The following is a 21,246-nucleotide window of genomic DNA, read 5'->3' on the forward strand; positions in this document are numbered from 1 at the left end:
CTGGCCAAAACCCAGGCCCAGGCCGACATCCTGAATATGGTGGAGGGCACACCCGAAACCGAGCGAAAGGGCGATGCCCGTGTATGGTATACCTCCCTTAATGATGAAAGTACCAGGGGATATCCAACCTTTGATAAGCCAGTCGTTCTGAATGTGACCGTGGACCCGGCGGAGGTTTCCCTGGCAGGCTGGGGGTACTGGGTGGCGTCCACAGGAGTGTGGGCTGGCGAAACCAGGCCGCCGGACGGCGCTTTATACCGTGGGATCCATCAGGTAGAGCAGGGAGAGGGACAGCCGAAATTTATCCTGCCAAAGAGTACGAAACTGATTGATTACTACTATACCTATGGAAGTATCAATGCCAATCAGAATATTGGCATTGCAGCTGGAAACACAGATTTCTATAACTTGACAGGCAGTCTGACAGAGCCAACAGAAACCATTGACAGCTGCACCCAGCGGGGAGGACTGCGCATGTTTGTCACTTCGGCGTACAACTATCCTCATGACCGGACCTTGATTCTGGAACTGGCAGAGAAAACCGGCAGCGGTGCCAATCTGGCTGTCACCCGCTACGAGGTCTGGATTAAGGTAAAAGGGGTGACCAGCAAGACCCTGACCGTGACGATGAAAACGCCGGTTTCCATTACCCTGAAACCGGGAGTGAGCAGCACGGCATACACGGAGGACCTGGTATTGAGCAATAACAATACCTACCCCATTGAGGTAACCGTCAGCGGCGTGGCGGCAATTCCACAGGGAGAGAGTGCGAGCGATGGAACCGTCATGGATGTGGCGCTGAAGCCAATTGCTTCTAACGTAACCATTGATGATACGAAGGCCCTGATTGGTCAGGGAGTGAAGCTTGGGATAGCCAGACCGAAGGAGGCTTCGGATACGGGAGCAATCGGGGAAGAGAAGCTGTACTACACACCGCCCGCTGTGGAGGGAGCGGCAGGAACCTGGATGAAAGCAGACATCGGCTATAACCAGGGACTGGGCTACCGGTATTTCATAGACCACAGTATGCTGCATATCGGTCCACAGCAGAAATTCGGCTTCAGGATAACTTATCAATTCACCATACCGGAGGGGGATGTGAGCGGTGTGAGTGTGACCGCGGAGTGAGAAGAGAACGTATGAAATCCAGAAAGAGAAGAACATGCAGGAAATTCCTTCGGTATCTGGCGCCGCTAGCCATCATCAGTATTGCGCTCCTTTTATGTGGCTTCCGGTACGGTTTTCCGGAAATGATTCAGACCCGGATTGACATTCTCCCGGATAGCAGGGCCGAAAGCGGAGTCCTGCATGGGGGAACGGGACCCATAGAATCCGGGGAGTACCAGATTGTACTGAACCAGATTCCCACGGTGAAAGCCGGAAGCAGGGACTGCAACATCGAGTTTGAGAATCCGTCCGGAAACCGGTTAAGTTCCAGAATCAACCTGTATCTGAAATCCACCGGAGCCCACATCGGAGGCACCAGACGGGTAGACCCGGGGAACTATGTGGAGAAAGTCCGGTTGAAGGAGAAGCTTGAGCCGGGAGAGTATCAGGTACTTGCCAATATCGAATTATTTGAGGAGAAGAAACCAGCCGGAGGAATGACGCTGGAGTTGACGCTGCGCGTGGTTGAGGACTTGGATGGCTGAGTACCGAAACATGTCAAGCAGTAATAAGGCAGAAGTAAGTAAAACAAGGAGATGCAGTGGAATGACAGAAGAAAAATCCAACCGGCGGTCCAGAAGGAATCACGCCAATACCATAGTCGTTATCCTGGCTGTTATCACCTGTCTGATTGTCATTGGCAGCGCCGTATCGGTGCTCTACATTCAGACCCGTCAGGTCACTGCGGACTCCGGGCTGGAGCCGGAGGGCCGGGTCCAGAGTGGCACCCTGACGAACCTGGAGGGAAAACAGGAGGAGCTGGATGCCATTGTGCAGGAAGGAATGCTCACATTTGCCATCAATGCCACTCCCATGATGAGGGACGGGAAGGCGGAGGCCAACTTCATGATTGAGAACCCGCCTGACAACGGGAACCGCTTCACCGTGACCATTGTCAGAGAGGATACCGGAGAGGAAATCTATCGCTCCGGTTATCTGGACCCGGAGCAGTATATCGAGAGCGCCCCTCTGGATGTGGCGCTTCCGGCAGGGGAATATCACTGCATCGCCAATTTTGATGCCTACCGGATAAGCGACAATGCCTATATCGGCAGAGGGGGAGCCCAGATTACCCTGTATGTACAGCAATGATGGATGGAATAAGGGGGCGCATGCCAGGAAGATAAGTCATGTGTGCCCATATCGGTGAGATTAAAGGACATAAGGATGGAAGAAAAAATGGAACGACAGGATACAAGGCGGGGAAATGGACGTGGGAGGGACAGGCCTGGGAGAAAAGGGACCGGGAGAAACCGGCCCGGTCATGACGAACGGCGCAGCATGACGCCGGTGCTTGCGCTTCTAGTGCTGCTCCTGCTGGCCGCCCTGGCCGCCGCCGCTTATTTCTACATACAGGGGAGAGACAAGGCGCCCCAGACAGAGGGCCTGGTGTATGAGGCCAATATTGTGGAGGGCGATATTCCCGGTAAATCTCCGGAAGAGCGGCAGAGGGAGCTGGATGCCATGGTGGAAGAAGGCATGCTGGCCATGTCCATCAATGCCACCCCGTTCGGCAGAGTCAGTGGGGCAGAGCAGGATATCAACTGGATGATTGAGAATCCGTCCAACCAGGGGAAACTCATTCGTGTGGAAATCTGGAGGGATGACACCGGGGAGAAGATTTATGAAACAGGGGCCATTCCTCCGGGAAACTACGTGGAGTCCGCCCCGTTAAAGGAAAAACTGCCGGCGGGAGAGTATTCCTGCACGGCCAGATTCTACGCCTACCGGGAGGAAGATGAGGCGTATATCGGCCAGGCAGGCGCCCAGATTAAGCTGACGCTGCAGGAGTGAGAGGAGGGAAAGTGCATTGAAGAAAAGAACAGGAACGTCTGCCGTCCTGCTGGCCGCCGCTGTTATCATGTTCGGGACGGCACAGGCGGATACGGCGCGGGCATCCGGTCCTCTGCCGGGGCCGGCGGAGACCGGGGAGGTGAGCTTTCCTCTGAAGGAAACGGAAAAAGCCGTCAGGACAGAATTGCTGGGGACGGTGGATGCCTCCCTCATTTCCGTGACCATGCCGTCAGATGGATTTGAGTTTTGGATTGACCCGGAGGCGCCCTTTGATGCGAGGGAGAATCCGGGAGGCCAGATATTGAGCCCAGACTCCAGCATTCTGAGAGTGGAGAACCGCTCCGTGGTGCCGATTCGCCTGGAGATATCGGAGGTGAAGGAAATGGAGAGAGGGGATATTGTATTCAGCGGAACCTATCCCGGTGGGCCGGAACAGGCATTTCGTCTGGTGGACAGAATCTCGGAGGTGACGAACTTTGGAAGCGCCATCCTGGTGCTTGGAAGGTCCGACAAAACCTATGAGAGCGATGCCGATTTTGAGCAGTATGCCATCTATCCGGGCAGGAAGGACATTTTAATCACGGATTTAAAAGCTGGAGAGAGCACAGGACTCAGGCTCTACGGGAAGGCAGCGGCAGATTTCTACGGGGAATACCGGTTCACGGTGAGACCGACATTAAAAATCAGCGCGGTACGCGCCAATTAAGCGCGGCTGGTTTAAATAAAAAATCAAGAAACGAAAAAATGCAGGAGGAAAGAAAATATGAGGAAGAACAGGAAACAAATCACGGCCCTGGTACTGGCAATGGGAATGACAGCGGCTGGCTGTATGACCGGATACGCGGCGCTGGATGTGGACCCGACAGAGGCGGCGGCAAATCCAAGCACTGTAACCGGCGATAACGGAAGCGCCGTATCGGAGCTGATAGGACAGATTGATGCGACAACGCTGAGCGTGACCCTGCCGCTGAAAGCCGGATTCAACATTGACCCAACGATCTACACGGAGGATGATGTCACGACCCAGATCGGCGGAAAACAGTCCGCCAAGTACAAAATTATCAACAACTCGGCCGTTCCGGTCTATGTGTACATTTCACAGGTAGGCACGAACAAGGACAAGGATGGGGCCGCTTATGCGGGGGCGGTGACGGATATGAAGCTGGTGACGACAAAGGCGGGCTTAAGTGCGCCCCACAGCGTGATGCTGGCCGTCAAGGATGCCACCGTGGATGTATCCGCAATCAAACCGGGAACTGGTGATGACGGTTTCTGGCTGGAGGAGAAGGGAGCAGGCGACAACTACAAATACATGCTGAACGGGGACAAGGGGAAAATAGCCGCCAAATCCGGCAGCACCCCGACGGAGTTGAATTTGAAAGTCTACGGCCTGACCAAAACCGGCTGGAACCACCAGGACAAATTCGCAGTGACACCAACCTTCATGGTAACCACAACAGAGCCAACAGTATAAAGGAGGAACTCTTATGGCAGAAAGAATCCCATGTACCCCATTTGGAAAGAAAATGAAGATAGCAATGGTAGAACAGGACATGCCCCAGAAGGAACTGTCAAAACGCCTTGGCATCGCCAACTCCACCGTCAGCGACATCATCTACGGCCGCAACCAATGTGAGCGGACCAAAGAACGCATCGCCGAAACACTTGGAATCAAATAAATATATCCCAGGGGGACCAGAAGGCCGTCAAGGCCGGAGGTCCCCTTGCAGTAATTAGATTTCTATGTTATACTACTTCTAATCACACAGAGTTTCTCTCTGTGAGTCATCTACGGCGCAAGCCGTTGCGGCCGGTTCGGCCAGAGTTTCATTAGTTTTTTTAGTCAGACAGAACGATTCTATTTCATCCATATGTATGGTAATTTTGTAAAATTGACTATACGTATAATACGTGCTATAATTACAGGAGGATAAGATGCGGTTTAGGGAAGTAGAAAAACTGCTTTTGAAGGATGGCTGGTTTGAAGTGAATCAAGTCGGTTCTCATCATCAATACAAGCATTTTGTAAAACCCGGAAAGATAACAGTTCCGGAGCATAAAGGGAAAGATATAAACCCTATGTTGGTGAAATCAATACTGAAACAGGCAGGGCTTTAACGTGCTGTTGCAGCCCAGATAGAAAGGAGCAATAACAATGAAATTAGTATACCCGGCAATATTTACCCCATATGAAGATGGAAGTGGTGGTTATGTGGTTGAATTTCCCGATTTACCGGGGTGTGTCACCGGCGGTGATACGATGGCTGAAGCTATTTTTATGTCGGAGGACGCGGCCAGCGGCTGGGTGCTTACGGAATTGGAGGATGGGAGAGAGGCGCCGAAGGCATCAGAATTAAGTGAAATTCCCGTGCAACCGGGACAATTTGTAAATATGGTCGCTCTGGATATGGATTCCTATGCGGCAAAATATGGCAATCGCTCCGTAAAGAAAACACTTACCATCCCTGCATGGCTGAATACTTTTGTGGAGGAGAATCATATCAGCTGCTCTGCTGTCTTAAAGCAGGCTCTGAGTGAGAGAATGCAGTCCACAAGGAAAGACAGTGTAGCAAGAAGATAAAAAGGTTAGAGAATGAAGGGGGTGGACATGATGGGGCACAAGGGGTATTACACATCTGGGGAGTTTGCGCGGAAGGCGAATGTGACGATACGGACGATTCGGTATTATGATAAGCAGGGGATCTTGAAGCCGAGCCAGGTGAGTGAGGCGGGGTACCGGTTGTATACGGATGAGGACTTTGGGCGGCTGCAGAAGATTCTTTCTCTGAAATACCTGGGGTTTTCGCTGGAGGAGATTGTGGCGATGACGATTAACGACGAGGTGGAGGATATCGCCCATTCGCTGGATCTGCAGAAGGAACTGATTGAGAAGAGAATCCGCCATCTCCAGATGATGGCCCAGACTTTGGACGATACCACCAGGATGCTGGGGGAGTCCAGGCATGTGGACTGGAACAGCATTCTGAATCTGATTCATATCACCAACATGGAGCATGCGCTGGTGGACCAGTACAAGACAGCGGTCAACTTAAATGTCAGAATCGAGCTCCACCGCCGGTTTTCCCACAACCCGGTGTCCTGGTTCCCGTGGCTGTTGTCCCAGATGGAACTGGAAACGGCGGACTCTATCCTGGAGGTGGGCTGCGGCAACGGGGAGCTGTGGCAGGAGGCGGAACTTGACAGCCTTCGTGGAAAAAACATCTTCCTGACCGACATCTCCGCCGGGATGGTGGAAGACGCGTCCGAGCTTTTGAAAAATGTGGATGCCAGGCAGGAGGTATTCCGCTACGCCGTGGCGGACTGCCAGAAGCTGCCCTACGGTGACGCCAGCTTCGACCGGGTCATCGCCAACCATGTGCTCTTCTACGTCAAGAATCTGGATAAGGCCCTGGAGGAGATTAACCGGGTCATGAGGGAGGACGGTGTTTTCTACTGCAGCGCCTACGGCAGAGAGCACATGAAGGAAATCACCTCCCTGGTACAGGAATTCGATTCCAGAATCACGCTCTCGGAGGTGGCCCTCTACGAGCTGTTCGGCCTGGAAAACGGCCAGGAAATGTTGGAGGAGCATTTCGATTCCGTGGAAAAAGTGCTGTACGACGATTACCTGACTGTGGACGAAGCGGAACCGCTTCTGGATTACATTTTATCCTGCCACGGCAACCAGAGCGAGATCCTAAGCCAGCGCCAGCTGGATTTCAAATCCTTCCTCCAGAAGAAGATGAGAGAGCATGGCTGTATCCACATCACCAAAATGGCCGGCATTTTCATCTGCCGGAAATGTGCCCAGAGCCAGTAACACCGGACTCATTCCTGTTGTAGAAAGCAAAAAAACAGGCGTCCAGGCAGATTCGCTCATTGCGAACCGCCTGGACGCCTGTAAGAATGTCAATTCTTATGCTGCGCACACATTGACAGCCTGAAGACCACGATTACCCTGAGTGGTATCGAAGGTTACTTTCTGACCATCCTCTAAAGATTTATAGCCATCTGTGGCAATACCGGAAAAGTGTACAAACACTTCCTCGCCTGTCTCGTCGTTTGTGATAAATCCAAATCCCTTAGTGCTGTTAAACCATTTTACTGTACCGTTATTCATTGATAGGTACCTCCATTATAATATTATATTTTCTCCAAAAAATAAAAAACACATGCTTTTGTAAGTTATCAATAATGATTCATGACTTACAAAAACATGTGAAATCAAATCTTATCAAAAATACTTCCTAACTATATCATGGGAGGATTTGTTTGTCAAGACAAATTTTGAAATAGTTATGTTTTTTCAGAAAATAAAATTTGTTTCAAAAATTTGGACATCATTTTAAGAGAATCTTAATCTCAACTTTCGAATTAACCCTTGACAGTGACGTAACGTCACCCTGTATAATGCAAATAACAAACCACACGGAGGTGTATGATGAAGGGTATTATTTTAGCCGGAGGTTCCGGTACAAGACTGTATCCATTGACGATGGTGACATCCAAACAGCTGCTTCCCATCTACGACAAGCCGATGATTTACTATCCGCTGTCCGTTCTGATGAATGCGGGTATCCGGGAAATCCTGATTATCTCTACGCCGGAGGATACGCCGAGATTCGAATCGCTGCTTGGCGACGGGCATCAGTTTGGGATTGCATTGTCCTACGCGGTGCAGCCGTCACCGGATGGACTGGCGCAGGCATTTATCATCGGAGCGGATTTTATTGGGGATGACCATGTAGCCATGATTCTGGGCGACAACATTTTCGCGGGACATGGGTTGAAGAAGCGCCTGCTCCACGCGGCCAACAAGCAGGAGGGCGCCACGGTGTTCGGTTACTATGTGGATGACCCGGAGCGGTTCGGGATTGTGGAGTTTGACTCCGACGGCAAGGCCGTTTCTATCGAGGAGAAACCGCAGCAGCCCAAATCCAACTACTGTGTCACCGGCCTTTACTTCTATGATAATAAGGTGGTGGAGTATGCGAAGAATCTGAAGCCGTCGGCCAGAGGCGAGCTGGAGATCACGGATTTGAACCGGATTTATCTGGAGGACGGGAAGCTGGATGTGGAGCTTTTGGGACAGGGATTCACCTGGCTGGACACGGGAACCCATGAGTCGCTGGTGGATGCCACCAACTTTGTCCGCACCATGGAGACACACCAGCACCGCAAGATTGCCTGCCTGGAGGAGATTGCCTACTTAAACCACTGGATCACAAAAGACCAGCTGCTCACCAATATTGAGCCGTTAAAGAAAAACCAGTACGGGCAGTACCTGATGGATGTGCTGGCGGGAAAGTATATTGATAAGTAAGAGTATTAAAATCATTTAAATAAAGAAGAGGAAAACCAAGGAGGAATTGATAATATGAAGATTTTAGTGACAGGCGGCGCCGGTTTTATCGGCGGCAATTTCGTGCATCATATGGTGAATAAGTACCCGGATTACCAGATTGTGAACCTGGATTTACTCACCTACGCAGGCAATTTAGAGACCTTAAAACCGGTGGAGGACAAGCCAAACTACAAGTTTGTGAAAGGCGACATCGCGGATGAGCCGTTTATCATGGACTTGTTTGAGAAAGAGAAATTTGATATCGTGGTGAATTTCGCGGCGGAGAGCCATGTGGACCGCTCCATCACGGACCCGGGAATCTTTGTGCAGACCAACGTGCAGGGAACCAGAGTGCTTTTGGACGCTTCCAAGAAGTACGGCGTGAAACGTTTTCACCAGGTGTCCACCGATGAGGTGTACGGCGACCTGCCGCTTGACCGGCCGGACTTATTCTTCACGGAGGAGACCCCGATTCACACCTCCAGCCCGTACAGCAGCTCCAAGGCCAGCGCCGATCTGTTCGTGCTGGCTTACCACAGAACCTTCGGCCTGCCGGTGACCATCTCCCGGTGCTCCAACAACTACGGGCCGTATCATTTCCCGGAGAAGCTGATTCCGCTGATTATCAGCCGCGCGCTGGCAGACGAGGAGCTTCCGGTATACGGAAAAGGGGAAAATGTCCGCGACTGGCTTCATGTGGCTGACCACTGCACCGCCATCGACTTGATTATCCACAAGGGCAAAGAGGGGGAAGTGTACAACGTAGGCGGACACAATGAGAGAACCAACTTAGAAGTGGTGAAAACCATCTTAAAGGCTTTGAATAAACCGGAGAGTCTGATTAAATTTGTCACCGACCGACCTGGCCATGACATGCGTTACGCTATCGACCCGACGAAGCTGGAGACAGAACTTGGCTGGAAGCCGCAGTACAATTTTGATACCGGAATCGCCCAGACCATCGAGTGGTATTTGAACAATCAGGAGTGGTGGCAGAACATTATTTCCGGAGAATATGCAAACTACTTTGACAAGATGTATGGAGAGAGATTATAATGAGAGTATTGGTGACAGGTGTCAAAGGCCAGTTGGGCCATGATGTGGTAAATGAACTGGAGAAGCGGGGCCATGTGGCGGTGGGCGTGGACATCGAGGAGATGGATATCACGGACGCGGCCAGCGTGGAGAGGGTCATTACGGAGGCGGACGTGGAGGCGGTGATTCACTGTGCCGCCTACACGGCGGTGGATGCCGCTGAGGACAACGTGGATGTGTGCCGGAGAGTCAATGCCGACGGCACGGAGAACGTGGCCAGAATCTGTGAGAAACTGGACATCAAGATGATGTACATCAGCACGGACTACGTGTTCAACGGCCAGGGCACCAGAGCCTGGGAGCCGGATGATGAGCGGGAGCCGCTCAATGTCTACGGCCTGACCAAATGCGAGGGAGAGCTGGCGGTGGAGCGTCATCTGAGCAAGTATTTCATCGTCCGCATCGCCTGGGTGTTCGGCGTCAACGGGAAGAACTTTATCAAGACCATGCTGAATTTGGGCAAGACCCACGACAGCATTACCGTGGTGGATGACCAGGTTGGCTCGCCTACCTACACCTACGATTTGGCCAGACTTCTGGTGGATATGATTGAGACCGAGCGCTACGGCAGGTATCACGCCACCAACGAGGGGCTGTGCAGCTGGTATGAGTTTGCCTGCGAGATATTCAAACAGGCCGGCATGAAGGTGGCGGTATCGCCGGTGGATTCCGCCAGCTATCCGTCCAGAGCCAAACGGCCCATGAACAGCCGCATGAGCAAGGACAAACTGGAGGAAAATGGGTTTGAGCGTCTGCCGTCCTGGCAGGATGCGCTGTCACGGTATTTACAGGAGATAGAATATTAGATAAAATAGAAATTAGCAGCAGGAGGAAGTACATCATGGGAAAGATAAAAGTGACCCCTTGTGACATTGAGGGCCTGTATATCATTGAGCCGTCTGTATTTGGTGACGAGCGGGGATATTTTATGGAGACCTACAACCAGAATGATTTTAAGGAGGCAGGTCTCGACATGGTATTTGTCCAGGACAACCAGTCCATGTCGGTGAAGGGAGTGCTGCGCGGTCTGCATTTTCAGAAGCAGTATCCCCAGGGCAAGCTGGTCCGCGTGGTGCGTGGCCGGGTGTTCGACGTGGCGGTGGACCTGCGAAGCGGCTCCAGGACTTATGGAAAATGGTTTGGCGTGGAGCTGACAGCCGAGAATAAGAAACAGTTCTATATTCCGGAGGGATTTGCCCACGGATTTTTAGTCCTGTCCGATGAAGCGGAATTCTGTTATAAATGCACGGATTTCTACCGTCCCGGCGACGAGGGCGGCATGGCCTGGGATGATGCGGAGATTGGCATTGAGTGGCCGATTGAGGACGGCATGAAGCTGATTATCAGCGAGAAGGATCAGAAGTGGCAGGGATTTAAAGACACCTTCAAGTTTTAATGTTTCATATTCCGGCAGTAAAATGAAGCATAGGGAGAGGTGCGTGTGATGGCCCATCGAAGCAGATATGAGCAGTTCATTGAAGAAGCAAAATATATGATAGACGAAGCAGGGGAAGCATCCTGCTTCTTTGTCATGTATCTGGATATTGCAGGATTTCAGCTGGTCAACGATTTTTACGGAGTGGAGGAGGGGAACCGTTTTCTGACGGCTCTGGAGTCATTTTTGCGACAGCTGCCTGATGTCCGGCTGTGCAGCCGTGTATTTTCGGACCACTATCTCTATCTGGGAGAGATACAAACAGGCGTGCCGCTGATGGCGGTGAGTGAGAGGATGGAGGAGCAGCTGCAGCGTTTTCTGGAAGCGGAGCGGAAGAATCACAGAAGCTGCAGTCTCCATCTGATGGGAGGACTCTGCTGTGTGAAGGGCGGCAGTTCCGGCGTGCGGACGGCCATCGACAGCGCCAACATTGCCAGAAAGAAGGCAAAGGAGGTACAGAGCACCGGCCTTCTGTGGTTTGATGAGGACATGCAGCAGAAGATTATCCAGGGAAAGAAGCTGGAGGTGGAAATCCAGGATGCCCTATACCGGGATGAGTTTACCTTTTATCTCCAGCCAAAGATTAATCTGATGACAGGCAAGATTGTGGGCGCGGAGGCGCTGGCCAGATGGATTCGCCCGGATGGGAAGGAAGTGCCGCCGGATAAGTTTATCCCGACGATGGAGCGGAATGAGACGGTGGCCCAGCTGGATTTTGTGATTTACGGCAAGGTATGCCGGTTTTTGAAACGCATCATGGAGTCGGGCAGGAAACCGCTGCCCATATCGGTCAATATGTCCAGAATACATACCAGATTTCCGGACACGGCCATGAGAATCCAGAATCTGGTGGAGCATTACGGGATACCGCCCTATCTGCTGGAATTTGAACTGACGGAGTCGGTGCTGATGGAGGATTTCACGGTGGCCAAAGCCATCATGTCCAAGCTGCGGGCTTACGGCTACAAGACTTCCATCGACGACTACGGTTCCGGCTTTTCGGGAGTGATGGTGTTCCAGGAGCTGGATTTTGACGTGCTGAAGCTGGACCGCTCGTTCCTGGTGGAGGATGAGGAAAAATCCCGCCGCAATGACAAGATTATCAAGCGGGTGGTGACGCTGGCCAACGATTTCCAGACCACGGTGCTGTGTGAGGGCGTGGAGACGGCGGAGCAGTGCGAGCGGATGCGGGAGCAGGGGTGCCAGGTGGCACAGGGATATTATTTTGCCAGGCCGATGCCGGCGGAGCAGTTTTTGGAGTTCTGCGAGAACAGGCACGGCTACTGTGAACTGCCATGGCTGAGGACGGAGGAGTCCTCGGCGTTTGCGCCGGAGCATGTGGACATTGAGCGTCTGCCGGAAGCCCAGGTGCGCTCCATTTCCCAGTCCTTCTTTCATATTATGCCCTGCGGCATTGCGGGATTCAGCGAGGATAACCGGATTCTGTTTGCGACGCCGGAGTATTTCGCCATGACGGGGTACAGCAGGGAGGAAGTGATGACCTTCGGAAAAGGGGAGTGGGACAGACTTCTGGATGCCCAGTTTATCTCACCTTTTGCGGACAGCACGATGAAGGAGGAGCTGGACAGAAACCAGTGTATTCATCTGGAATACTATATCACCAGGAAAAACGGGGAGCGGATGTATATGTCCATGTACGGAGGACGAGCGTCCAGCCCGGAGTGGGGACCTTACATACTGTGTGCATTTTTTGATGCCACGGAGCGAATTGAAAATGAGAACCGGCGGAGAGAGACCCTGGAGCGGGTGGCCAGAGAGCGGAGAGAACTGCTTGGGAAGATGGACATGCGGTGGCAGAAGGAAGATTTGTAACAGATAAGACTGGAACAGAAGACATGAGCCGGCAAGCGATTATGGACCTGCCATTTACGGGTGATTTTAACTTTAGAAGGGAGATTTGGCATGGCGCGTTCAGTAGAATATTTGGAGAGCCTGGTTCGTGAGTTATCGAAGCTCCCAACTGAAGTAGAGTGGGTTGAATTTAAATGCAATAACAAAGATCCGGAACGAATAGCAAAATATATTTCAGGTCTTAGCAATGCGGCAGCCCTGGAGGAGAGGACAAAAGCATATCTTGTCTGGGGGATTCAGGATGGCAGCCATGATATTGTTGGAACTGACTTTGAATATCGAAAAGTGAAAAGAGGAAATGAAGAACTGGAAGCATGGCTTACACGTATGATTCATCCGAAGATTGATTTCAGGTTTCATGAAGTACAGATGAGGATGGGGACGGACGGAAATGAAATCCGTGTAACATTGATTGAAATACCGGCTGCGGAAACAGAGCCAACCAGGTTTGAAAAGACGGCGTACATTCGTGTGGGAACAAATTTAAAGCCGTTGGTTGATTATAAGGAAAAAGAAGCGCGGTTATGGGCATTATTTGATACAACGCCTTATGAACTGCGAACCGCCTTTTCTAATGCATCAGAGGAAGAGATTACATCACTTTTGGATTACACAAAATATTATGATAAGCTGGAACTGCCAATTCCAAGTAATCGTGAAAAGGTATTGGGAGACTTTAAAAAAGAGAAGTTTATAAAGCTAAATGACGCAGGCCGGTGGGATATTACAAACTATGGTGCGCTTTTGTTTGCCAAAAATCTGAAAAAATTTGAGGGATTACTTCGACGTGGTGTCCGGGTGATTCAATATCGCGATACGACACGATTGGATGGTATTGATGAGCAGACATTCGATTTGGTTTACGCTATTTCCTTTGAAGAAGTCATAAAATATATTATGACCATTATTCCCCATGAAGAAATTATGGAGGATGGAATACGAAAGAAAAAAACTGCATATCCGGAAGTGGCAATTCGAGAACTTTTGGCCAATGCTATTATCCATCAAGCACTGGAACAAAAGGGAACCAGCCCTATGGTGGAACTTTTTACCAATAGAATTGAGTTTTCTAATGCAGGTGCGCCTCTGGTGGCTATTGACCGAATCGTTGATACGGTTCCGGTTTCCAGAAATGAAAATATTGCAGGATTTATGCATCGCTGCGGTATTTGTGAGGAACGTGGAAGTGGTTATGATAAAATTATCGGCATCACTGGAAAATACAATTTGCTGGCTCCACGTATCGAGAATCAGAACAACCAATTTACAAAAGTAGTCATGTTTGCAAAAGTTCCGTTTGAACTTACAACGAAAGAAGACCGTATACGAACCTGTTATATGCACACGTGTCTTGCTTATGTAAGTTTTGGAACGATTGGAAATATGGATGTACGGGCGCTGTTTGGCTTAGATGAGAAGGAGAAGACCAAAGCATCCCGTATCATTAAAGACACTTTGGATGCAGGTCTGGTTAAACCAGTAGACCCCATGACGGCACCGAGATATATGAAATATATACCGCACTGGGCATAGAATTTAAGTTACCGTAAGTTTCACGTATTGAGATTTAGGGAGTTGATAGTTGCAAATAAAGGCTGCGAAATGGCTTAAAACCTGGATTTTCGAGATGGTGTGGTCTGAAATCTAAGTTACGCTAAGTTTCACAATGATTTATGATAGACAACAGAAAGGGACATTTTTGATGGAAGATACATCAGAAAATAAGCCAATAAAACATAGAAAACAAGTTAGCGCTGCTCTACTGGCCCATGTGGACGCGGGGAAGACGACGTTGTCCGAGGCCATGCTCTATACGGGCGGGAATATCAGAAAACTGGGCAGGGTGGACAGAGGGGATGCCTTTCTGGACACCTATGAACTGGAGAAGAAGAGGGGAATCACCATATTTTCCAAACAGGCGGTATGTCGGTTTGGGGACATGGAGATGACCCTTCTTGACACGCCCGGACATGTGGATTTCTCGGCGGAGATGGAGCGGACCCTTCAGGTGCTGGATTATGCCATATTGGTGATCAGCGGGCTGGATGGGGTGCAGGGGCATACGAGAACTTTGTGGAGACTGCTGGCCCGGTACCAGGTGCCGGTGTTTCTGTTTGTGAATAAGATGGATTTGGCCGGGGAGAGGAAGGCGGCGCTGCTGGAGGAGTTGAGGAGCGGGCTGGATGGGAACTGTGTGGATTTTTCTGGGATGTTTGGGGGAGAGGAAGCTGGCGGGAAGGCTGGGGAACATGTGGCCGGAGCTGGCGGAGAACCGGTGTGGCCGGAATCATTTTACGAGGCGGCGGCTATGTGCCGGGAGGACGCGCTGGAGGAGTATCTGGAGACGGGCGCGGTGTCGGACGGGCTCGTGAGGAGTATGATTTCGGGGCGGGAAATGTTTCCCTGTTTCTTTGGCTCGGCGCTGAAGCTGGATGGCGTGGAGGAATTCTTAAAGGGGATGGAGTGGTTTATGGAAACGCCAAAATACCCGGAGGAGTTTGGCGCGCGGGTGTTTAAAATCTCCAGGGACGGCCAGGGGAACCGGCTGGCTTATCTAAAGATAACCGGTGGAAGCCTGAAAGTGAAGGATATGGTTGACGGGGAGAAGGTGAACCAGATTCGGGTGTATTCGGGGGAGAAATTTGAGACTCTGCCGGAGGCAGAGGCGGGGACCATCTGTGCGGTCACCGGGTTGACCCGTGTGGCTCCTGGTCAGGGGCTGGGATATGAGACGGCCTCCGTGCTGCCGGTGCTTGAGCCGGTGCTGACCTACCGGCTGATACTGCCGGAGGAGGTGGATGCGGCCGCCAAGCTGCCCAAGCTGGCCCAGTTGGAGGAGGAAGACCCGAAGCTTCATATCACCTGGGAGGAGAGCAAAAAGGAGATTCACGTGCAGCTGATGGGGGAAATTCAGATGGAGATTCTGAAAAGCCTTGTGAAAGAGCGGTTTGGCGTGGATGTGGAGTTTGGAGAGCGGAGCATTGTCTACAAGGAGACGATTTTAAATACGGTGGAGGGCGTGGGACATTTTGAGCCGCTGCGCCACTATGCGGAGGTGCATCTTCTTCTGGAGCCGGGGGAGGCGGGGAGCGGTCTTCAGTTTGCCGCCGACTGCCGGGAAGAGGTGCTGGAGAAGAACTGGCAGAGACTGGTGCTGACCCATCTGGAGGAGAAGGTTCACAAAGGTGTGCTGACGGGGGCGGCCATCACGGATATGAAGATAACGCTGAAATCCGGCCGGGCCCATAAGAAGCATACGGAAGGCGGCGATTTCCGGCAGGCGGTCTACCGGGCGGTGCGCCAGGGACTGATGGAGGCGGAATGTGAACTTTTAGAGCCATACTATGAGTTCCGGCTGGAGGTCCCGGAGCGGATGGCCGGCCGGGCCATGACGGATTTGGACCGGATGTATGGCAAATGGGAGCCGCCGATGATAGAGGACGGAACCGCGGTGCTGACTGGTACGGCGCCGGTGGCCTGTATGGACGGGTACCAGAAAGAGGTGACGGCCTATACGGCTGGGGCGGGACATTTGTCATGCAGTCTAAAGGGATACGGACCCTGTCACAATGCGGATGAGGTGATAGAGGCCGCCGGGTATGACCCGGAGGGGGATTTGGACAATCCGCCTTCCTCCGTATTCTGCGCTCATGGGGCCGGGTTTATCGTGGGCTGGGATGAGGTGAAGGATTATATGCACCTGGACAGATGTCTGGCGCCTGGATTTGACGGAGAATATGGGGAAATGATGGATGGAGCGCCGCTGGCCGGGAGTGCCGGTGGGGCTGGGGGCGCCGGAACTGGCGAAGCCGGAGCTGCCGGATGGGGTGGAGCCGCCGGAGCAGCTGGCCGGGGTGGAGTTGCCGGCGCCGTCCATGCTGCCGTTGGGCGGAATCGCCAGACCGGAGCCAGAGCCAGCGTGCCGGTGGCAAAGCAGCAGGAGGAGGTATTTCTTGGAACCGACGAGGTGGACGCCATCCTAAACCGCACCTTCTACGCCAACAGCCGTGGGAAGGAGATTGTGGGGAAGGAGGGCTGGAAGTCGCGGGAGCGGAGAAGCAGCGCCGCGTCGTCTGCCCCGGTAGTCCGGACCTACACGCCGTCCCAGAGGGAGACTTCGAAGGAGGAGTATCTTCTGGTGGATGGCTACAACATTATCTTTGCCTGGGAGGAACTGCGGGAGCTGGCGGAGTTAAACATCGACAGCGCCAGAGGGCGCCTTCTCGATATCCTCTGCAATTACCAGGCAATCCGCCGCTGCCATCTCATCACGGTCTTTGACGCCTACCGGGTCCAGGGACATGTGACGGAATGCTTTGACTACCACAACATCCAGGTAGTCTACACCAAGGAAGCCGAGACCGCCGACCAGTATATCGAGAAGTTTGCCCACGAGCACGGGCGGAACTATCGTGTCACGGTGGCGACATCCGACCGTCTGGAGCAAATCATCATCCGCGGCCAGGGCTGTCTTCTCATCTCCGCAAGAGAGCTGGAGGAGGCCATTCTCCAGGCCAGCGAAACCCTCCGCCAGGATATTGCCCAAAACAACAAAACCCCAGGCGGCAGAAACTACCTCATGGATTCCGTTTCAGAGGAAACGAGGAGGCAGATGGAGGAGTTGTCTGAGGATGAATAACTACTAGCAGTAAAAATTTACCGTCAGCCAGACAAAGACTGACGGTGTTTTTCTTTCTTGTTCTAAAATATATCAAACATAATATAGCCAAACATAATATATCAAACTTTTAAGAAAAAAATATTGACAAAAGAAATATTCTAGAATATAATTTAGCATACAGACATGACTAAGCAAGATACGAACTACGAAAACGGTGAGCCACAGTCATTACCAGTACCAAGATATAGGAATACGTAGGGCACGTTACCTGTCTCGAAGTATGCGGCGAGAGATTGTTGAATTTGAGCCCATGCATTTTGCATGGATTTTTTATTTTATAATCTCCTTGTTTAAAGTCACGTCTGATTTTAAACAAGGAGGTTTTTTCGTTATGAGAAAACAGGAAATGAAGAGGTTAATGCCTGGTGAAGTATACCATAGGAGGAAATCAGCACAGAACATAGTGGTAATTGGTCCGACAGGTTCTGGGAAAAGTACTATGATTTATGCACTGGTCAACAATAAAATTGTCAAGTTTATATTGGTCGGAGTAGGTAAGAAAAACCAGACCACTATTATCCCTTGTAATTTTATGTTTGATGAACGTATTGATAAGGATGAGCATTTTGCACTACATATTAAGGGGAAAGAGTATTCATTCAAAGTGATTCACAACAAAGTTATGGAAGTAGTGGCAAAACTGTATGTTTCAAACGGATATGATGTTGATGAAACAGTAGAAGCTCTTACAGAGGGAGCGCTTATGGAAGTCTGGGAACCTAAAGGGGCTGAGTACCATTTAGGGAGAGTTTCATCGGATATACCAGTAGATGAATTAAAAAGGATTGTTGAATGTGCGTTGCAGATTATTGACGGAGCAGAAGAATCCTTTAAGGTTCGGGTGAATAAATTAAAGAAAGAGCCGGATAAGCGTACTGTTGGCATTGATGAAGTGCGAAGCATTGTTATGGAAGAAATGTGGAATGGCATTCCACAAGAAGTAAAGGAAGAGTACCAGAGTTGGTTAGCGGAAATTGGAGAAATTGTTAAGCATAAGTTGGCGGTGTGTATAGGAACTAATGGACAGGTTGGAGAAGTTGGCGAATATAGTGTTGAAAAAGGAGATGTACTTCCTTTTGGTGGGGATATGTTACAGCATGTTTTTGATCCTTATGAGCCATATAGTCTTATTGTAGAAGATATTACAATGGTATGCAAACCTAGAAAAGAACTGATAGAAATGTTTGATGATAAAATTCCGCTTCGTTTTTGCTTGAGAGATACAATGGGATTGAATCAGGTAAGTATGGATAGCAATTCTATGAAGGATGCTTTGGATATCGCATTAAATTGCAGTCCAGATAGTATTATGCTGCTGATGAGTCTAGAAGAGAGAAATGACGTAATTTTAAATTGTTGTCAAGCTGTAAGCTCAAAAATTGGAAAGGCAAAGAAGCTTGATATTCCAGTAAATGTAATTTTTACTAAAGCAGACCTTGCCATAAGTACAGCAATTAATCGTGCTGACAGAGAGACAGTAGAATTGATGCAGGCAGATTATAATAAGCATGTGCTGGATGCTGTATCAGCTTTGGAAAAAGATGTTGAGGGTTATTTGGCATTATTTGAAGAAGAGAATGCAACATGGCTTTCAATTCGATATTTAGAAGAACAAATTGACCCAATTCAGGTAGCGTTAAAAGCAATGAACTCTCCCTTTGTAGAAAAATTCAAAAAGGCTGGGTTGTATAATGAAATTAATGATATTCTGTATAAGACACAGCTTAAGATTTTACCAAAAGGGATTACTTCCCCGCTTTTTGTAACTGTTAATAATACAAAATTGCCGGCGATTGATATAGTAGTAAATAAAGACGTTCTTAATCGCGAGTTTTCTGCGATTCAAAAAATTCTTGTGGAGGACAAAGCGACGGTTAATGGATATCAGATTATTGATAACCGTAGAATTCATGGTCGAAGTGTAGTGCGCTATGTTGAAAATCTGCAGATTGGTTTAGGTTATACAACCAACGCTTACGTATATGGTAATTTCAGTATCAACATGAAGGGAATGCTAAAAACGGTACTTGAAAGTAATATGCCTAAATTTTTGACACTCTATGAGAATGCTGCTATAAAAACTTTGGCAAACAATATAGAAGAAGTTGAGTTAGATAAGGTTATTGAGGAACTTGATAGGAACGAGGAATTAACAAAGTATGCCTTTATAGATATGAATCCTGCATTGGTAGAAAAGTTATCGATTAAGGAGAGAAAGTTACAGAAGTTACATTTGATTTTCAGAAATTACTTTGCTTCCTCGGATAAATACTATATGGTTATGGATAAGGTGGCATATAATATATCTTATGGTAATCTGATTGTTCGCGAGAGGGTTGATTCAATTTATTTTAATCCAATTCTTACATATGACGAAACAATCCGTAGTATACAGAAGTGGTTTAAAGATTTTTTTGGATCTGAAGTATTTATGGATGTGCTGGCATATGAAATCGGTAAAGCGATGACTGGGTTGATTAACAAGATGTTTGTTATCATCTAGTAACAGTCGGTAAAGACCAGTCGGAGTCGTTGCATTCAGAGAAAGGAATCATGAGATGAATCAAATCGAGCCAAGTATCGAGCAGATAAGAAGTTTCCGGCTGCATTCCCATCACCTGGATCGGATGTATGAGAGGTCTGATATCGCAGAGATTGCCGGGGCCTGTGGGCTGCAGAACAGTCCGCCGGGGGCGTGGGAGACGGCGCTTTATAACCGGGTGCCGGGGATGCGTGTGGAGGAGATGGAATCGCTGTTGTATGAGAAAAAGGTACTTCTCCAGGCATGGAGCCTTCGTGGGGCGCCGGTAGTGTTTCCGGCGAAGGAGAGCAATGCATTTCTGGCCGGGCTGGCAGCGCAGGGGGAGGAGCCGTGGATCTATACACGGGGAATCACGCTGGCGTTGGATTTCCTGGGAATGACATTTGAGGAATTATTTGAAATACTTATGCAGGTAATGCCGCGGCTGGATGGGAAACGGATAGTCAGCAAGGTAACGCTGGACCAGACCATTGCGGATTGGATGGCGCCGCTGCTGCCTGGGGAGAAACGAAAGTTGTGGGCACAGCCGTCCATGTATGGCAGCCCGGATAAACAGAGCGTGGGAGGGGCAGTGGTGTCCTTTATGCTTCGGCCATGTGCGTTTCTCGGATTGGTGGTGTTCGGGGAGAGAGAAGGAATCAGCCCCACCTTCACGTCCTATCAAAGCTGGACAGGCCAGGAACTTGTGTATGATGAGGAATCCCCTAGGAAACTGGTACGAAAATTCCTCCACTGCTATGGCCCGGCCAACGTCGACGCCTTCATCGGCTGGCTTGGCTGCTCCGGAAAACAGGGACGGCGGATGTGGAATTCCGTCTCCGGAGAGATGGAGACAGTGATGTCTAACGGGAAAAAAGCATCTATCCTGTCAGCCGACAGTGAAAATCTCTTCTCCCCACCTGCATTTGGGAGAGAACTCCTGCTCCTCGGAGGCCACGACCCCTATCTGGACCAGCGCGACCGCCTGGTCCTGCAGCCCGACAAATCCCTCCACAAGCACATCTGGAAAACCGTGAGCAACCCAGGTGCAATCTGCTTTCACGGAGAAATCATCGGCACCTGGACCAGCAAAAAGAAGGGCAGAGGCATGGAAATCAACCTGTCGCTGTGGAATGACGCCGCGGCGGAAAGCAGACTCCGCAGCCTGGCCGAAGACTACACCGCATTCCGCCGGCAGGAACTGGTGAAGGTGGAGATTTCAGTGGACAATGGGAGATAGAAATCAAAATATCATATTTTACTGTCAGTGGGCTAAAGCTAAAGCCACTGGCAGTTTTTTTTATGTCCTAAAAACCATATGATATCGCTCAGCAGAT

19 protein-coding genes and 1 pseudogene are annotated in these 21,246 nt (G+C 50.3%); 19 read left to right on the forward strand and 1 reads right to left on the reverse strand.

Features of this window, described 5'->3' with window-relative positions:
- From HMPREF9473_RS17035 to HMPREF9473_RS17080, 10 genes and pseudogenes are all read left to right on the forward strand, one after another.
- Window positions 1-1,128: pseudogene (locus tag HMPREF9473_RS17035) on the forward strand (hypothetical protein); the annotation flags it as partial.
- An 11-nt stretch (window positions 1,129-1,139) separates the two neighbouring features.
- Window positions 1,140-1,652 carry a hypothetical protein gene (locus tag HMPREF9473_RS17040; RefSeq protein ID WP_006781426.1) on the forward strand — a complete coding sequence of 171 codons (513 nt, stop codon included), beginning with the start codon at window positions 1,140-1,142 and terminating at the stop codon, window positions 1,650-1,652.
- 61 nt (window positions 1,653-1,713) lie between these two features.
- The gene (locus HMPREF9473_RS17045; RefSeq protein ID WP_006781427.1) at window positions 1,714-2,259 is read left to right on the forward strand and encodes a hypothetical protein; all 546 of its coding nucleotides are present in this window, start codon (window positions 1,714-1,716) and stop codon (window positions 2,257-2,259) included.
- 87 nt (window positions 2,260-2,346) lie between these two features.
- Window positions 2,347-2,961 carry a hypothetical protein gene (locus tag HMPREF9473_RS26415; RefSeq protein WP_138669545.1) on the forward strand — a complete coding sequence of 205 codons (615 nt, stop codon included), beginning with the start codon at window positions 2,347-2,349 and terminating at the stop codon, window positions 2,959-2,961.
- Between the two features lie 16 nt (window positions 2,962-2,977).
- Complete coding sequence (locus HMPREF9473_RS17055) at window positions 2,978-3,667, forward strand: hypothetical protein (RefSeq protein WP_006781429.1); 690 nt, start codon at window positions 2,978-2,980, stop codon at window positions 3,665-3,667.
- Window positions 3,668-3,724: 57 nt separating this feature from the next.
- The gene (locus tag HMPREF9473_RS17060; RefSeq protein ID WP_006781430.1) at window positions 3,725-4,435 is read left to right on the forward strand and encodes a hypothetical protein; all 711 of its coding nucleotides are present in this window, start codon (window positions 3,725-3,727) and stop codon (window positions 4,433-4,435) included.
- A gap of 13 nt (window positions 4,436-4,448) precedes the next feature.
- Entirely contained in the window at window positions 4,449-4,640 is a 192-nt protein-coding gene (locus HMPREF9473_RS17065; RefSeq protein ID WP_006781431.1) for a helix-turn-helix domain-containing protein, read from the forward strand.
- Window positions 4,641-4,896: 256 nt separating this feature from the next.
- The gene (locus HMPREF9473_RS17070) at window positions 4,897-5,079 is read left to right on the forward strand and encodes a type II toxin-antitoxin system HicA family toxin (protein ID WP_006781432.1); all 183 of its coding nucleotides are present in this window, start codon (window positions 4,897-4,899) and stop codon (window positions 5,077-5,079) included.
- A 37-nt stretch (window positions 5,080-5,116) separates the two neighbouring features.
- Window positions 5,117-5,542, forward strand: a complete 426-nt coding sequence (locus HMPREF9473_RS17075) for a type II toxin-antitoxin system HicB family antitoxin (protein ID WP_006781433.1) — start codon at window positions 5,117-5,119, stop codon at window positions 5,540-5,542.
- A gap of 12 nt (window positions 5,543-5,554) precedes the next feature.
- On the forward strand, window positions 5,555-6,781 hold the full coding sequence (locus tag HMPREF9473_RS17080; protein WP_242830855.1) for a MerR family transcriptional regulator: 1,227 nt from the start codon (window positions 5,555-5,557) through the stop codon (window positions 6,779-6,781).
- Window positions 6,782-6,877: 96 nt separating this feature from the next.
- Here the strand turns inward: HMPREF9473_RS17080 and HMPREF9473_RS17085 are convergent, their stop codons facing one another.
- Window positions 6,878-7,081: a cold-shock protein gene (locus HMPREF9473_RS17085; protein ID WP_006781435.1), complete on the reverse strand. Its 204-nt coding sequence runs from the start codon at window positions 7,079-7,081 to the stop codon at window positions 6,878-6,880.
- A 321-nt stretch (window positions 7,082-7,402) separates the two neighbouring features.
- Here HMPREF9473_RS17085 and rfbA point away from each other — a divergent pair, with 321 nt between their 5' ends.
- The 9 genes from rfbA to HMPREF9473_RS17130 all read left to right on the forward strand — a co-directional run bounded on the left by rfbA (window position 7,403) and on the right by HMPREF9473_RS17130 (window position 21,149).
- Window positions 7,403-8,284 (forward strand): glucose-1-phosphate thymidylyltransferase RfbA, encoded by an 882-nt coding sequence (gene rfbA / locus HMPREF9473_RS17090; RefSeq protein WP_006781436.1) that lies wholly within the window; start codon window positions 7,403-7,405, stop codon window positions 8,282-8,284.
- Window positions 8,285-8,338: 54 nt separating this feature from the next.
- The gene (rfbB, locus tag HMPREF9473_RS17095; protein WP_006781437.1) at window positions 8,339-9,361 is read left to right on the forward strand and encodes a dTDP-glucose 4,6-dehydratase; all 1,023 of its coding nucleotides are present in this window, start codon (window positions 8,339-8,341) and stop codon (window positions 9,359-9,361) included.
- Window positions 9,361-10,206, forward strand: a complete 846-nt coding sequence (rfbD, locus tag HMPREF9473_RS17100) for a dTDP-4-dehydrorhamnose reductase (RefSeq protein WP_006781438.1) — start codon at window positions 9,361-9,363, stop codon at window positions 10,204-10,206. The genes rfbB and rfbD overlap by 1 nt, the downstream gene beginning before the upstream one ends.
- Window positions 10,207-10,241: 35 nt before the next feature.
- On the forward strand, window positions 10,242-10,796 hold the full coding sequence (gene rfbC / locus HMPREF9473_RS17105) for a dTDP-4-dehydrorhamnose 3,5-epimerase (RefSeq protein WP_006781439.1): 555 nt from the start codon (window positions 10,242-10,244) through the stop codon (window positions 10,794-10,796).
- A 48-nt stretch (window positions 10,797-10,844) separates the two neighbouring features.
- A complete protein-coding gene (locus HMPREF9473_RS17110; RefSeq protein ID WP_006781440.1) occupies window positions 10,845-12,668 on the forward strand; it encodes an EAL domain-containing protein in 1,824 nt (607 codons plus the stop codon).
- 90 nt (window positions 12,669-12,758) lie between these two features.
- On the forward strand, window positions 12,759-14,240 hold the full coding sequence (locus HMPREF9473_RS17115; protein WP_006781441.1) for an ATP-binding protein: 1,482 nt from the start codon (window positions 12,759-12,761) through the stop codon (window positions 14,238-14,240).
- A gap of 169 nt (window positions 14,241-14,409) precedes the next feature.
- Complete coding sequence (locus HMPREF9473_RS17120) at window positions 14,410-17,346, forward strand: translation factor GTPase family protein (RefSeq protein ID WP_006781442.1); 2,937 nt, start codon at window positions 14,410-14,412, stop codon at window positions 17,344-17,346.
- A 373-nt stretch (window positions 17,347-17,719) separates the two neighbouring features.
- On the forward strand, window positions 17,720-19,891 hold the full coding sequence (locus tag HMPREF9473_RS17125; RefSeq protein WP_006781443.1) for a hypothetical protein: 2,172 nt from the start codon (window positions 17,720-17,722) through the stop codon (window positions 19,889-19,891).
- 55 nt (window positions 19,892-19,946) lie between these two features.
- Window positions 19,947-21,149: a winged helix DNA-binding domain-containing protein gene (locus tag HMPREF9473_RS17130; RefSeq protein WP_006781444.1), complete on the forward strand. Its 1,203-nt coding sequence runs from the start codon at window positions 19,947-19,949 to the stop codon at window positions 21,147-21,149.
- Window positions 21,150-21,246: the final 97 nt, after the last annotated feature.

The organism is Hungatella hathewayi WAL-18680 (assembly GCF_000235505.1).
Lineage (GTDB): Bacteria > Bacillota > Clostridia > Lachnospirales > Lachnospiraceae > Hungatella_A > Hungatella_A hathewayi_A.